This window comes from Microbacterium sp. 67-17 (genome assembly GCF_001898325.1).
Classification (GTDB): Bacteria; Actinomycetota; Actinomycetes; order Actinomycetales; family Microbacteriaceae; genus Microbacterium; species Microbacterium schleiferi.
In genome coordinates this window covers 332,771-346,224 of sequence record NZ_MKTR01000002.1, presented here as the reverse complement: position 1 = coordinate 346,224, position 13,454 = coordinate 332,771, and the positions used below count along the sequence as shown (strand labels likewise).

At 67.0% G+C, this 13,454-nt stretch carries 14 protein-coding genes and 1 tRNA gene; 2 read left to right on the top strand and 13 right to left on the bottom strand.

Translation table 11 applies throughout. The features are described from left to right. Positions 1 to 49: 49 nt before the first annotated feature. The 5 genes from BGO47_RS01660 to BGO47_RS01640 form a co-directional block, all read right to left on the bottom strand. Positions 50 to 772: a hypothetical protein gene (locus BGO47_RS01660; protein WP_292707799.1), complete on the bottom strand. Its 723-nt coding sequence runs from the start codon at positions 770 to 772 to the stop codon at positions 50 to 52. Positions 773 to 1,178: 406 nt separating this feature from the next. After that, positions 1,179 to 2,399, bottom strand: coding sequence for an MFS transporter (locus BGO47_RS01655; RefSeq protein WP_292707796.1), 1,221 nt, complete (start codon positions 2,397 to 2,399; stop codon positions 1,179 to 1,181). Positions 2,400 to 2,569: 170 nt separating this feature from the next. Beyond that, positions 2,570 to 2,992: an organic hydroperoxide resistance protein gene (locus tag BGO47_RS01650; RefSeq protein ID WP_292707794.1), complete on the bottom strand. Its 423-nt coding sequence runs from the start codon at positions 2,990 to 2,992 to the stop codon at positions 2,570 to 2,572. An 81-nt stretch (positions 2,993 to 3,073) separates the two neighbouring features. After that, complete coding sequence (locus BGO47_RS01645) at positions 3,074 to 3,493, bottom strand: MarR family transcriptional regulator (protein WP_292707837.1); 420 nt, start codon at positions 3,491 to 3,493, stop codon at positions 3,074 to 3,076. 97 nt (positions 3,494 to 3,590) lie between these two features. Next, on the bottom strand, positions 3,591 to 5,429 hold the full coding sequence (locus tag BGO47_RS01640; protein WP_292707790.1) for a DUF2207 domain-containing protein: 1,839 nt from the start codon (positions 5,427 to 5,429) through the stop codon (positions 3,591 to 3,593). Between the two features lie 43 nt (positions 5,430 to 5,472). On the opposite strand from BGO47_RS01640, the gene BGO47_RS01635 reads away from it, so the two are divergent. Continuing rightward, the gene (locus tag BGO47_RS01635) at positions 5,473 to 5,916 is read left to right on the top strand and encodes a MarR family transcriptional regulator (protein WP_292707788.1); all 444 of its coding nucleotides are present in this window, start codon (positions 5,473 to 5,475) and stop codon (positions 5,914 to 5,916) included. A 28-nt stretch (positions 5,917 to 5,944) separates the two neighbouring features. Here the strand turns inward: BGO47_RS01635 and BGO47_RS01630 are convergent, their stop codons facing one another. The 4 genes from BGO47_RS01630 to BGO47_RS01615 all read right to left on the bottom strand — a co-directional run bounded on the left by BGO47_RS01630 (position 5,945) and on the right by BGO47_RS01615 (position 10,053). Beyond that, complete coding sequence (locus BGO47_RS01630; protein WP_292707786.1) at positions 5,945 to 6,976, bottom strand: DUF2804 domain-containing protein; 1,032 nt, start codon at positions 6,974 to 6,976, stop codon at positions 5,945 to 5,947. Positions 6,977 to 7,076: 100 nt separating this feature from the next. Further along, positions 7,077 to 7,538, bottom strand: a complete 462-nt coding sequence (locus tag BGO47_RS01625) for an Hsp20/alpha crystallin family protein (protein WP_292707783.1) — start codon at positions 7,536 to 7,538, stop codon at positions 7,077 to 7,079. Positions 7,539 to 7,697: 159 nt separating this feature from the next. After that, the gene (locus tag BGO47_RS01620; RefSeq protein ID WP_292707835.1) at positions 7,698 to 8,864 is read right to left on the bottom strand and encodes an acyl-CoA dehydrogenase family protein; all 1,167 of its coding nucleotides are present in this window, start codon (positions 8,862 to 8,864) and stop codon (positions 7,698 to 7,700) included. Then, the gene (locus BGO47_RS01615; RefSeq protein ID WP_292707781.1) at positions 8,857 to 10,053 is read right to left on the bottom strand and encodes a CoA transferase; all 1,197 of its coding nucleotides are present in this window, start codon (positions 10,051 to 10,053) and stop codon (positions 8,857 to 8,859) included. Before BGO47_RS01615 ends, BGO47_RS01620 begins: the two co-directional genes overlap by 8 nt. Before the next feature lie 89 nt (positions 10,054 to 10,142). Between BGO47_RS01615 and BGO47_RS01610 the strand changes: the two genes are divergently transcribed. Next, positions 10,143 to 11,135, top strand: a complete 993-nt coding sequence (locus BGO47_RS01610) for a formylglycine-generating enzyme family protein (protein ID WP_292707778.1) — start codon at positions 10,143 to 10,145, stop codon at positions 11,133 to 11,135. 59 nt (positions 11,136 to 11,194) lie between these two features. On the opposite strand, the gene BGO47_RS01605 is transcribed toward BGO47_RS01610, so the two are convergent. The 4 genes from BGO47_RS01605 to BGO47_RS01590 all read right to left on the bottom strand — a co-directional run bounded on the left by BGO47_RS01605 (position 11,195) and on the right by BGO47_RS01590 (position 13,446). Next, a tRNA-Arg gene (locus BGO47_RS01605) sits at positions 11,195 to 11,267 on the bottom strand. Between the two features lie 88 nt (positions 11,268 to 11,355). Continuing rightward, positions 11,356 to 11,976, bottom strand: a complete 621-nt coding sequence (locus tag BGO47_RS01600) for an asparagine synthase (RefSeq protein WP_292707775.1) — start codon at positions 11,974 to 11,976, stop codon at positions 11,356 to 11,358. Positions 11,977 to 12,061: 85 nt separating this feature from the next. Continuing rightward, a complete protein-coding gene (locus tag BGO47_RS01595) occupies positions 12,062 to 12,439 on the bottom strand; it encodes a DUF5684 domain-containing protein (protein ID WP_292707773.1) in 378 nt (125 codons plus the stop codon). Between the two features lie 44 nt (positions 12,440 to 12,483). Next, entirely contained in the window at positions 12,484 to 13,446 is a 963-nt protein-coding gene (locus BGO47_RS01590; protein WP_292707769.1) for an aldose 1-epimerase family protein, read from the bottom strand. Positions 13,447 to 13,454 lie beyond the last annotated feature (8 nt).

Genomic DNA, 13,454 nt, shown 5'->3' with positions numbered 1-13,454 from the left:
TCTTTCTGTGTGAGTTCTTGGTCGTTCTCACTGACCATCGCACGATGGCTCACCCCGTCGCGGTCACGACGCCGCGGGCCCGAAAGACCACCACCCCGCGGGACTCCAGGTTGTTCCACAGCGCCACGAGGCACGAGAACTCACCGTCGCCCCAGCCGTACTGCGACGCCATGATGTCGCGGGCAGCAGCCTGCGCCGCACCCGGGGAGTTATCGCCCGTGGACGCCACGGGCCCGGAAACGGCCGGCGCTGCCGCGGCCGCTGCGCGCGCAGCCTCCTCAGCTGCAACGCGCGCGGCTTCTTCAGCCGCGGCCTTGGCTGCAGCTTCCTCGGCGGCCCGGCGGGCTTCCTCAGCTGAGACTGCAGCGGCCAGTCGCTCGCGCAGCCCGTCTATCTTGGCCTGCGTGTCGGCAACGGCATCCGTGACCGCTGAGGTGAGCGAGGGCAGCAGCACGATCGGCAGAAGATCCAGTCCATCCAAATCGGCGGTTGCCGCTTCCACAGCCGACACCGAGACAGTAGTGGGGGCGTCGACCGTCAGCCCGGATGCCGCGACCTCCCCATTCAGAGCAGTGGCATCCGCCGCAACGGTCGCCGCGGCAGCAAGTGCGGCTTTGGCATCAGAGGTGAGCGACTCGACGGAGGAGGCGTCAGTTTGGATGGATGCCGGAATCGGCGGTGCTTCGCTCCGCGCGGTGGGGACGGTCGCGAGAGCCGGCGTCTGTGCGAAGGCGGCAGTCGATGAGACCCCCAGCAGCAAGGTGAGCCCCATCGCGGCTGCGGTCAGAGCACGAGCGCGGGGACGGGAAACGAGGGGAGTTGACGATGAACGTTGACGCACGAATTCAGTGGCTTCCTGTTCGGAGAATCAAGCGGGCAGCACCAGTGGGCCCGGAAAAGTGCGCCTCGGGCGGCACACAAGTGTCCGAGTCTGGGTGCTCTTCCTGAACGAAACCTCCACGAATCCTGACCGGATCATGCGCTGGCTATGAATCACAAAAAGATAACGGTGAGGTCTTCCCTTCCGTTACCTCACCGTTATAGAGTGCTTGCACGGTAGTTGTTTTGCTGTGGCAGCTACCGGCATGTGATTGCAGGACACTCTTGGTGCAAGGGACAAGGGCCGGTCGGAAGCCTCTCCGACCGGCCCTTACTTGTACCCGAACGACGCCTCGGCGTCATCGCCGCTCGCGACCGAGGACCCCTGCGACACCGCCGAGCAGGGCGAGCAGAACGGATGCCGCCACGACGAGGCTGAAAGCGGCTGCGGCACCCCCGATCGCCGCACCAGCACCGCCGACTGCGGTACCGATACCGACGCCCAAGACCACACCACTGCCGGTGAGCGTCATGAGAACGCCCGCCCGAGTGCGTTCGGCGATGGATCCCGCGACGCTATAGAGCGTAAGAAGTGCCGGCCCCTGGAAGGCGCCCGCGAAGACCGCGAACATCAGAAGGATGGGCACGGTCGGGGCTAGGGTCATCCCGATGCCCCCGAGAGCCATGCCGACGGCTGCGCCGATCCATCGCATCCAGGGGCCGATGGATGACGGCAGCGCGACCATCGCCATCGTCGTGACAGCCGACCCGATGGCCATGACGGCGTAGAACAGCGCACCCGCGTCCGGCACCCCCTGCGTGCGTGCGAACGCCGTGAGACCCGCCTGGCTCGCGCCGAAGAACACCCCCATCGCGAGCATCCCCGCCAGAACGAGAGCCGCCATTGCCGAACGCGCACGTCCACCCTCAGCGGCAGCGACGACGTCGGCATCCGTCGTCGGCTCCCGGCGCGGCACCAGCGCGGCACTGCGGTGAAGCGCGAACTGTGTCACGAACACCGCGATCAACGCTGCGGCTGCCAGGAGCGAGAGCTGCGGCGACAGCACGACGGCAACGATGCCGACCAGCGCCGGACCGATGATGTAGACGACCTCGTCGACGACGCCCTCGAACGCGAAGGCTGCCGAGACGTCATCGCGCGACATGGCGAGCCACCGGACCCGCGAGAGGGGTCCGACCTGTGGCAGGGAAAGGCCCGCGAGGCCGGCGAGCGCGACAGCCAACCCGTCGGGCACGTGCCCGACGGCGAGGACGAATGCCACGACGGATGCGACATTGGTCACGACGCCGATCAGGAGCACGCGGCGCTGGCCCCATCGATCAGAGAGGGCACCGCCGACGGGCGCTCCGACCGCCTCGCCGAGCGCCGTCGCGGCGGCGGCCACTCCGCCGACCGCGATGGAGCCGGTCGCCGATGTCGCGAGGGTGAGTATGGCAAGCGGGACCATCGACACCGGCAGGCGCCCGAGCGACGTCGCAATGAGATAGCCCCAGCCAGCGAGAGAGGGCAGGGCGCGGTAGGCGGCGAGGGCAGAACGCCCCGACGACGGATCAGTCACAGACGGAATCGCTTTCCGACGCATCCCCCGACCCGGATGGCGTCGCCCGCCCGCTGATGAACTGTTGTGGCACGGACTCTATCAGCGGCAGATCTCGCCCAGTGAGCAGCGTGAACGGCAGGGGCCGGTCGGATGCCTCTCCGCCGGCCCTGTCGTTCGTCTGCTCGAGGTCAGTCCTCGACGACGCGGACGATGACCTCGATGTTGCCTCGGGTCGCGTTGGAGTAGGGGCAGACGAGGTGTGCGGCGTCAGCTAGCGCCTGCGCCTGATCGGCTGCAACGTCCGGGATGACGACCTCGAGCTCGACAGCCAGGCCGAACCCTCCGTCACCGTTGGGTCCGATACCCACGCGGGCACCGACGCTGGTGTCGTGGAGCTGCACCTTCTCGCGGCGCGCGACACTCAACAGCGCGCTGTGGAAACAGGCGGCGTACCCCGCGGCGAACAGCAGCTCGGGGTTGAGCGCACCGCCCGCGCCACCCATCTCTTTCGGCACGCGCACGTCGGCATCCAGCAAACCGTCGATCGTCGCCACGTGACCGTTGCGGCCGTCGCCGGTGGCCAGGGCTTCAGCGGTGTACAGGGTTTCCATGGGGTTCTCCTTCTGTATGGGGATTCGTGGCTGCTCGCGGGCACGCGTGATCGCAATCACCCCGGCGGCGAGTCGGAAGCGTCAGACGTGCGAAGCGCTGCCGGCCTGGATGCTGGCTGTGTATGCCCGCACCTCCGATGCCAGGGACTGCGCCATGTCGAGAGGTATGCCCATGCACCGGGCGATCTCGCCGGGCACGTGGGCGAGCTCTTCCCGAAGGGCTGCGCCGCGATCGGTGAGCCGAATCGTCACGACGCGAGCATCCTCGGTGGAGCGGGCACGCACAACGAATCCAAGGGCCTCCAGGCGGCTCAGGAGCGGCGAGAGCGTGCCGGAGTCCAGAATCAAATCGTCGCCGAGCTCCGTGACGGTACGCGGCTCCCGCTCCCAGAGCTCTACGAGCACGAGGTATTGCGGGTAGGTCAGTCCCCACGGCTTGAGGGTGCGGCGATAGGCCTGTGTCGTGGCGCGATGTGCCGCGTAGAGCGAGAAGCACAGCATCCGGTCGAGGGCGCGCTCTGGGACCTTTTCTTTCGCGATCACAGAAAAAGCATTGCACACGATTTAATTGTGCGCAATCTAATGTGGGCTCTCCCTCTCAGACCCCGCCACCGCCACCACCCCCGCCACCGCCGCCGGCGCTTCCGCCGCCGCTGGAGCCGCCCGAGGTGGACGACGTGGTGGTGGTCGAGAGGGTCGAGATCCCTGAGGAGAAGGCAGCAGCGTTGAATCCCGCCGTGCCGACATACCAGCCGGGGACGCCGGTCTGGTCGTAGAGCACAGCGAGGTGTTCGGCCCATTCCTCTTCCTGGCCGAACACCACGGCGTACGGCAGCAGCGTCTCGTAGATCCGCAGCATCTGACGGGGGTTCGCGGGATCCACGCGCGCACCGCTGTCGTCGAGCGCGATTCGCTCGGCGCCCTGCGGCGACTGCAGCATCCGGATCCGGTCGGCCTCCGCCCACTCGATGAAGACCTGCAGGCCCTTCAGGTGATCACGAGTCTCGGCGCCGGCGGCGGTGAGCGGCTTCCGAGACACCAGGCCTGCAACCACGAAGAACATCACGAAAGCCACGATCATCAGGATCACAGGGATGGTGGCATCGACGAAGGCTCCGAGCGCCTGGAACCCGAGCGCGATCGTCAGAATGCCGAACACGATGGCCCCGAGCGTCGGCCAGAACCGTAGGCCGCTGGGAACACGGCGTCGAAGCCCGCTCGTGTCGAGTTCTCGCTCCGCCGCCTTGATGATGCGGCGCGCGGCCGACGAGAGTCGTGTGTCGCTCGACCCGAACTCGTACTCGTCTCCGGGCGCCATGGTGGGGAACAGCCCCTGCAGCAGCAGGAGTCCGTCGCCGTCGGCGCGGGCCGGATCCAGCAGCACCGCCTTGAGCTTCAGACCACCGAAGAGCTTGCGGCCGGCTTCCTCGATCCGGATGCTGCCGACCACCGCCTGCTCGAGCACCTCGGCGGGGATCGCCTTCGTCGTCTTGCCGAGCAGTACCGCGCTCTCAAGCGCATCGATCCGCGGCGGCGGCGCGTACTCGGCGATGATCGTCGGCCGGCCGGGCTCGTCGCGCAGCATCCTGACCCGGAACATGATCGCCCACACGAGCGACCCGATGACGCCGAGAAAGGCGAGAGCCTGCAGCCACCCGAACGGCGAGGCGAGGTAGGAGCTGTCGAACGACGTGAAGGTGTCGGGATCAAAGGCGACGGAGATCGTCATCGTCTCGTACGAGTGCAGGTCAGTGGCGGATGCCGTGACTGTCACCCCGCCGTCGGCATCCGTCGTCGAGGCGATCGAGCACTGGTCGGTAGCGCCTGCAGCACCGACGTAGCAGGACTGCGCCCCCGTGAGGGCGGCGGCAAGTTCGGTCGGAACGTGCAGCGTCGCCGAGACCGACCCAAAGGGCTGAACCCAGTCGACACCGTTGACGTTCCAGTACAGCTCATCCACCCCGGTGTCATCGAAGAAGCGGGCGACGTTCTCGAGCGTGTACGTAAAGACGTAGGTCTGCGCACCGTGGACGTAGTCGTCAGCGCGCGAGGTCATCGCGTAAGCGCCGTCCTCGCTCACGACCTCGGCAGGCCTCGGGTTCCCGTCGGCGTCGGTGATCGACACGAGCTGGGGGTGCAGCGGTGCGCCCAGGTACGAGTCGGGCAGGATGCGGCGCATCCCCCGGTTCTGGTCGTACTCGGGGAAGATCGCGACGAACGTCTCGACGACGGTCATCGTGCTGGTGCCGTCTTCGGCGCGGCCGAGCGTGTAGTCGGCATCCAGGCTCTCGAAAACGAAGTCGTCGACGTCGGTGGACACCGCCGCGGCTTCATCACCGAACGACACACTCACCGAGCACGCGACGATCGTGACCAGCGCGATGGCGAGCGTCGCGACGGTGCCGACGGTCCGCCGCATCAGGATCCGGGCTGACATGAGATCAGCCTACGGGCGCCGCCGTGGTCGTACTCTGGTGTGCATGACGGACCGGCGACTGGCGATCGACGCATGGGAGAGCCTGTTTCGCGCGCAACACGAAGTGCTCGCCCAGATCAGCGGCGACTTCGTGGTCGGCGAGCTGACGCAGGGTGAGTATGACGTCCTGCTCACCGTCACCCGGGCGCCCGGGATGTCGGCACGCCTGCGGGATGTGACGTCAAACATGCTGATCAGCCAGCCGAGCGTCTCGCGGCTCGTCGACCGCATGGTCGCCTCGGGGCTGCTGACAAAGTGCTCAGATCCTGACGATGGCCGCGGGGCAGTGGTCACCGCAACAGATCGGGGCGCGAGCCTGTTCCGCAAGGTCGCCTCGGCCCACGGCAGGGCCATCGCAGAACGGATGTCGACCCTGAGCGACATCGAACTCGAGCAGCTCCGCACGCTGACCGCCAAGCTCCGTCAGCCGCGCCCATCAGACTGCTGACGCCAGCATCCGGGCCCGAGGTGGTCTGCTACCACCGGTTGTGGACGTGCTCGGCCCATCCCTCGATGCCCTCGAACGGGATGACCTCGCCGTTCGCCGTCGTGAAGGTTCCTGACCACACGCCGAAGCACTGGTCGGTCGCCGCCGCAATGATGCCGAGGTTCGTTCGCGCTACACGGTCATAGAAGGGGACGAATCGCGCGTCCAGACCGCCGCCGCACACCGACCACGGGCTCAGAAAGTCTGCCTGGTCGTAGTCCCACGTCACGTCGTCGTGGATCTTGTGCATCCGTCCATCAACGAAGAACGCGTTCTCGGTGGCGCCGGTGCCGTCAGTCCACTTTCCGCCGACCTGGATCCCGATCACGCTGCCCCGGTAGCGGCCAGACCCCGCACCCCAGTTCCAGGTGATGTCGTAGGGCCATCGCCCGCGACCGTGGTCGAGCACCGCCCACGACTCCCCCGCCGGCAGGTCGTAGACCTCGCCGTCGATGGCGATCGTGCCGGTCGCGCAACGCGCGACATCCTTGACCGTGTACTGAAATCGACGGTCGGTCCACGGCACAACGACGGCGAGACATTCGTGTCCGGCAGGCTTCTCAGCGAAAACAGCGATGGACGCGCGGGGGACCTCGACGCGCATCCGGACGCCGCCTGTCTCCTCGGTGATCTCGATCCGAAGATCCTTGGCGCGTGCCGTAACGGGTCCCTGTCCCAGCGACCCGGGCAGGCTCACGCCGCGTGCGGGGACGACAGTGGCCGCGCGATGGACAGCCTCGTTCGACTCACGATCGAACACCCAGACCTCGTGCACCGCAGCGTAGTCGATGGACGACACCGTGACGCCCACGATGAACCGCGGCGTCATGATGTTCCAGTACTCCCACCGCTTGTTGCGCCCCCAGGACCGTCGCGGCCCGATCCCGTCAGTCCGGATGAGTGGGGAGCGTGCCCAGCCGACCGCGGCGGGGTTCAGGCGCCCATCGGGAAGGGTGAGTTCGACCGGAGCCGTGATCTCACTGCGAGAGTCTTGTCTGGAAAAACGAGTCGTCGTCGACACGCACTCCAGCCTAGAGGCGGGGGACTATTCATCCCGCCGCACGCGCGAGCACGCAGAAGCCCCCGGTCCGTTCTCGGGCCGAGGGCTTCTGGAGAGAAGGTCAGGCGCTGGCGCCGGCCTCCTGGATCTCGCTGTGGGACTCGTCGACGGTGATCGTTGCCGGGGCCTCGGTCGCGATGTCGATCTTGCGCGGCTTGGCCTTGGGGCTCACCGGAATCGTGACCGTCAGCACGCCATGCGCGTAGCTGGCCGCGATGCCCTCGGTGTCGATCCCCTGGCCGAGGCTCAGCTGACGCAGGAAGCTGCCGGACTCACGCTCGCGCGTGATCCACTTCACGCCCTCCTGCGAGGTGAGCGTACGCTCGGCGCGAATCGTGAGCAGCTGGCCGTCGACATCCACGTCGACCGAGCCGGGGTCGATCCCCGGAAGGTCAGCGGAGAGCACGTAGTGGTCGCCGTCACGGTAGAGGTCCATCGGCATCTGACGCGGTCCGCGCCGGTTGCCGTCGAAGAGTGCGTTCGCGAATCGCTCCATGTCGCGGAGCGGGTCATAGTTTGCCATCTCGTCTCCTTTGCGAGCGGGGCCGGATGCGGCATCCGACCGAGTTCTAGAAGTTGAGTCACCTCGACTCAACTGAGTTCAGATTAGCACTCTCGACATGCGAGTGCCAGCTGCCTGAGCGCGCAAATGACTCGCTCTCGGCGAACAGGATCCCTGCGCTCAGCGGAAGGCGGGGATGCCGGTGATCGCCTGGCCGAGGACGAGCGTGTGCATCTCGACAGTGCCCTCGTACGTCAGAACCGACTCCAGGTTCACGGCGTGCCGGATGACGGGGTACTCGAGCGAAATACCGTTTGCACCGAGGATCGTGCGGGCGGTGCGGCAGATCTCCAGCGCCTCCCGCACATTGTTGAGCTTGCCCAGGCTCACCTGCTGCGGGGTCAGCTCGCCGGCATCCTTGCGCCGCCCGAGGTGGAGCGCGAGCAGCAGTCCTTTCTCATACTCGACGACGGCGTCGACGAGCTTCTGCTGCGTGAGTTGGAACGCGGCGATCGGTTTGCCGAACTGCATCCGCTCCCCGGCGTAGGTCAGCGCGGCGGTCAGCGCCGACCGCGCAGCGCCGAGCGCGCCCCAGGTGATGCCATACCGCGCCTCGTTGAGGCAGCTGAGTGGGCCGCGAAGCCCGACCACCTCGGGCAGCACGGCATCCGCGGGCAGGCGCACCGCATCGAGCACGAGCTCGGAGGTCACCGACGCCCGAAGCGACAGCTTGTGGTGGATCTGGGGCGCGGAAAACCCCGTCGCGTCCGTTGGGACGACAAACCCACGGATGCCGCCGTCGGTCTGCGCCCAGACGACAGCGACATCGGCAACCGACCCGTTCGTGATCCACATCTTGCGACCCTCGAGCACCCAATCATCGCCATCGCGGCGGGCTCGCGTTCGCATGCTCGCAGGGTCTGAGCCAGCATCCGGTTCGGTCAGGCCGAAGCATCCGATCAGCTCACCGGCAGCCATCCCGGGAAGCCACCGCTGCTTCTGCTCCTCACTCCCCCAGCGCCAGATCGCGTACATGGCCAGCGACCCCTGCACCGAGACGAGCGAACGGAGGCCGGAATCAGCGGCTTCGAGCTCGAGGCACGCGAGGCCGTACTCGGTGGCCGACATTCCGGCACACCCGTAGCCCTCGAGGTGCATGCCGAGCACACCGAGCTGCCCGAGGTCGTTCGCGAGCCCGCGCAGATCGTCGATCTCGCCGCGCTCGAACCAGTCCGCCACGAACGGGCTCACGCGCCGTTCGACGAACGCGCGCACGGCGTCGCGGGTTGCGCGCTCGTCGTCGCTGAGCAGAGCATCGATGCCGGCGATGTCGATCACGTCATCCATGGTTGCCACGGGTCTCTCCTTCGGACTGGCCACCCGCGTGACCGATCGGATCGGGGCCGGCAGCAAGCCACCGACGGATCTCGTCGCCATGCTCGTCGAGCCGCGGCGGGCGCACGTACCGGCCGATCGGCGTCCGCTCGAACCGCAGCGGAGACCTGATCTGGTCGATGCCACCGTCGACCGGAACCCGGGGGTCGAGTCCAAGACGTTCGGCCAAGACGAAACCGTCGGCGACGCTGCCGATCGTGCCCGCCGGCACACCGGCATCCATCAGTCGCGCCGCCCATGATGCCGCGGTGTCGGCCCGCAGCCGAGCTTCGAGGGCCACCGCCAGTTCATCCCGGTGGGCGACGCGCTGCGCATTGGTGGCGAAGCGGGCATCACCGGCAAGGTCGGGGTCACCGACGGTCTCGCACAGCCGCGCGAACTGCGCGTCGTTTCCCACGGCTAGCGCAAGCACCCCCTCGCCGGTGTCGAGCGCCTCGTACGGCGCGATCGATGGATGCCGATTGCCGAGCGAGCGCGGCGAGTGGCCCGTCGCAAGATACCCCGAGCCTTGGTTCACGAGTGCTGCCAGCAGACTCGAGAGGAGCGCGACCTCGACGTGTTGCCCGAGCCCGCTGCGGGCACGTTCGTGAAGGGCGGCGAGGATGGCAACGGTGGCATCCTTCGCTGAGAGCACATCGACGATCGCGACACCGACCTTGGATGGGGAGCCTGGCGGGCCCGTGATGTCCATGAGCCCACCCACAGCCTGAACGAGGAAGTCGTATCCCGTGTCGCGGGCACCGGCCTGACTCCCGAACCCCGTGATCGAGGCATAGACGACGGCGGGGTTGAGCGCACGCACACTCTCGTAGTCGAGCCCGAACCGGTCGAGAGTGCCGGGCAGGAAGTTCTCGATGACGACGTCGGCACGCGACACGAGTCGACGTGCAAGATCGAGATCGGCGGGGTCACCGAAGTCGAGCGCGATCGAGCGCTTTCCCCGATTTGCCGACTCGAAGTAGGACGAGGAGTTGCCTGTCCATGGCGGACCCCACTGCCGAGTGTCGTCGCCCGATGCGGCGCGCTCCACCTTGATCACGTCGGCACCGAGGTCGGCGAGCGTGGATGCCGCCAGCGGACCTGCGAGCACGCGACTGAGGTCGGCGACGACGACACCGTCCAGGGGCATCGGACCAGGCATCCGCTTCCTCGCTCTTCCCGGTGAAAGTGAGACAACCCTATCGAGCGTGCGCGTTTGCTTGCCGCAGTAGCCTGCTGGAGGAGGATCGCATGGACACCGACTCAGAACCCGCGGGCGGATGTGGACCCGAGTGCGCGTGCGGCGCACCGGGACGATCGCAGTTCCTGACCCTCGGCACGGCACCGGTCACCGCCTCCGCGATCCCCTCCGCCTCGGGTTCGCGTCACCGCATCCCCCAGGCGCAGATCCCCGCGGGCAGCTTCGTGATGGGCGATTCGTCGGGCGACGCCAATCTCGGCGATGGTGAGACCCCGCGCCACGAGGTCTCGATCAGCGCGTTCGAGATCGACACGACGAGCGTCACGAACGACGATTTCGCGCGATTCGTCGATGACACCGGCTATCTCACGGAAGCCGAAACCTTCGGGTTCTCCGCCGTCTTCCACCTGGCGCTGCAGGCTCCCGAGAGCGACATCATGGGGCAGCCCACCGCAACCCCCTGGTGGTTCGGAGTTCGTGGGGCCGACTGGCGGCATCCGGGCGGCGCGAATTCGTCGGTCGACGAACTCGGCGATCACCCCGTCGTCCACGTCTCCTGGAACGACGCGATGGCATACTGCGCGTGGGCGGGGAGGCGTCTACCCACCGAAGCGGAGTGGGAGTATGCGGCCCGCGGCGGCCTCGACGGGAAGAAGTACCCGTGGGGTGATGAGGAGCCGGAAGCCGGCGGCACGTGGCGCGTCAATATCTGGCAGGGTCAGTTCCCCCGCGTCAACACGCTCGAGGACGGCTTCCTCACGACGGCTCCGGTGCGCACTTTCGACCCGAACGGCTACGGACTGTGGCAGCCCGTAGGCAATGTCTGGGAGTGGTGTGCGGATTGGTTCGACCCCGGCTACTACGCACGCTCGACGGACGCCGATCCCCGCGGTCCCGATCGCGGTAGCTCCCGCATCCTCCGCGGCGGTAGCTACCTCTGTCACATCTCGTACTGCAACCGCTATCGCAATTCCGCCCGGTCGCAGAACACCCCCGACTCGTCGATGGGTAACGCAGGCTTTCGCACGGTGAGCGCGAGCTAAGACGAAAAAGGTCCCCGAGCCATAGGGCTCAGGGACCTCATCACTGTCTCAACACAGTGCGCGCCCGGAGGGACTCGAACCCCCAACCTTCTGATCCGTAGTCAGATGCTCTATCCATTGAGCTACGGGCGCATGGTCTCCGCGTTTCTGCGAGCAAACCAGCGTCCAGATTACCCCACGAGTGCCCCGCACGGCGAATCGTCGGCGGCTTCGCCGGGGTTCACTCGCCCTCGGGGCTCCCACCATCGGGAACCGGACCGGAGTCGTCGACATCGATCATGGGTGCAGACCCCTGTGAAGTGCTCAGTCGGCGCTGGTGAGAGGCGAGGCGAGGCAGGTCGATGAGCCTGATCGATTGCATGCGTGCAGCACGCATCGACGCATAGTCGGGGTCGAGATCCGGCCGCATCGCCTCGACGATCAGGCGTCGCTCGAGGTTCGATTCGACATCACCCCACGCGGCGTCGCGTGCCTGCTCGATCAGCTGCTCGAGGGACGCATCGTCGGTTGCCCGCTCACGGAGTTCCTTGGCGACCCCCGTGTATTGCCGTGCGCGCCGCCTCAGATTGCGAGAATCACGACCTCGGTAGTCGTGAGTCCCGTTCGGGTCGGACTGTTTCCCCCACGCCCGTCGCCAGTCGGCGCGGGCGCGATGTGCAGCGGCCGACTGCTCGTCGGCGAGCGCTTCGAGCGTCTGCCGCGCGAACGGCTTCACCGCGTCGACCGAGAAGGCGCTGTCGTTGCGAATCGCGTCGACGAGAATCCGGTTGCGGATGCTGAGGCGCGCCGCCGCGATGGCGATGATGACGCCCTCGGCGATCGCATCGGCCGTCCTGCCCATCCGCAACCTCCTGGGTAGAGGGTATCGGGGCATGAGAGCGGGCGCCGACCTCTGGCCGGCGCCCGCGAGGGTGGTCGGATCGGACTCAGGCGCGCTTGGTGTAGCTCGCGTCGCCGAAACCGAGGATCAGGTATCCGATGAACGGGAAGAGGAACAGCAGGAAGAACGAGAAGGCGCCCCCCTTGCCGAACCTCTCACCGACCTTGATCGCCACGATGATCGCCAGCACCAGGTTGGCGATGGGAATGAAGTACAGCAGGCCGAGCCACGCAGAGTATCCGGCGATCTTCACGAGGATGAACATGTTCACAATCGGAATGATCGCCAGGATGCCGGGCCACCCCGCCTTTGCGAAGACCCGCCACAGGGCGATGACGACGACGATGTAGATGGCCAGACCGATGAGCGAGGTCGTCCACAGGGATGACACACTGGCCTGGTCGGTGATGGAGGTTGCGAGCATGGCCACAGCCTAGAGGGAATGCCGCGTTCTCTTCCAGCTAACTCTCAGGAAAGGGCAGAGATTCGCCACGACGCCTTGTGAGCATCACCCGGTGCAATCACGGCGAGCCCCGTGTCGAACGGGTAGCTCTCATCGTTGAAGGCGTCGGGGGCGCACGTCATCGGTTCTACAGCGAGACCCGCTCGGTGCCCGGGAGCCGCCGGCCCGCCAGGCCGGTCGGCCGTGTGGATCTGAACCCAGGGGCATCGCGCGTCCCACGTGATCGACGTGCCCTCACCCTGAGCATCGGTCACCCGCACTGTCACGAGTCCGTCGCGGTCGCGCACGAGATCCGTGTAGGCGTGGTCGATCATGACAGCACCGAGGGTCCGCGGTTCACGGAAATCGAAGCGTTCGGCATCCGCAGTCACCGACTGGAGTCCGACCGGAGAGAGCCGGTCGGGGGTGACCGTGAGCACCTGGGACGCCGGAAGCGTGAAGATCCAGTCATCCAGGGTCCCCGGGGCGAGAAGATACGGATGCGGACCCGTGCCCCACGGCGCGAAGTCGCGGCTCAGATTGGTCGCCTTCACCCGCTGAGTGAGACCGTCCGCCCCGGTCGCGAACGTCGTCTCGACACGGATCCGCCAGGGATACCCCTGCTGCGGTTCGATCGTGGCTCCGAGGGTCACCCAGCTCTCCGCCGTCTCGACGGGCGCGAAGTCCAGCCAGGATGCGAGGCCGTGGAGGGCCTGGCCGCGCCCCGGTTCGGTGAGAGCCACCTCGTACGAACGGCCCCGGAGCACGTAGCGACCGTCCACGATGCGGTTGGGCCAGGGCGCAAGCGTGGCACCGCGGAAGGACGGTCGGACGATGTCGGGCTCGAACGGTACGACAAGATCGCGGCCACGGTAGGTGAGGCTTCGAAGGGTCGCGCCGACGCTTGCGATCGTGGCCTCGTAGTCGCCAGCGGTGATCGTGTACTGCGTTCCGGATGCCGGGATCACGGCCGCGGACTCATCATTCATATCGCCAG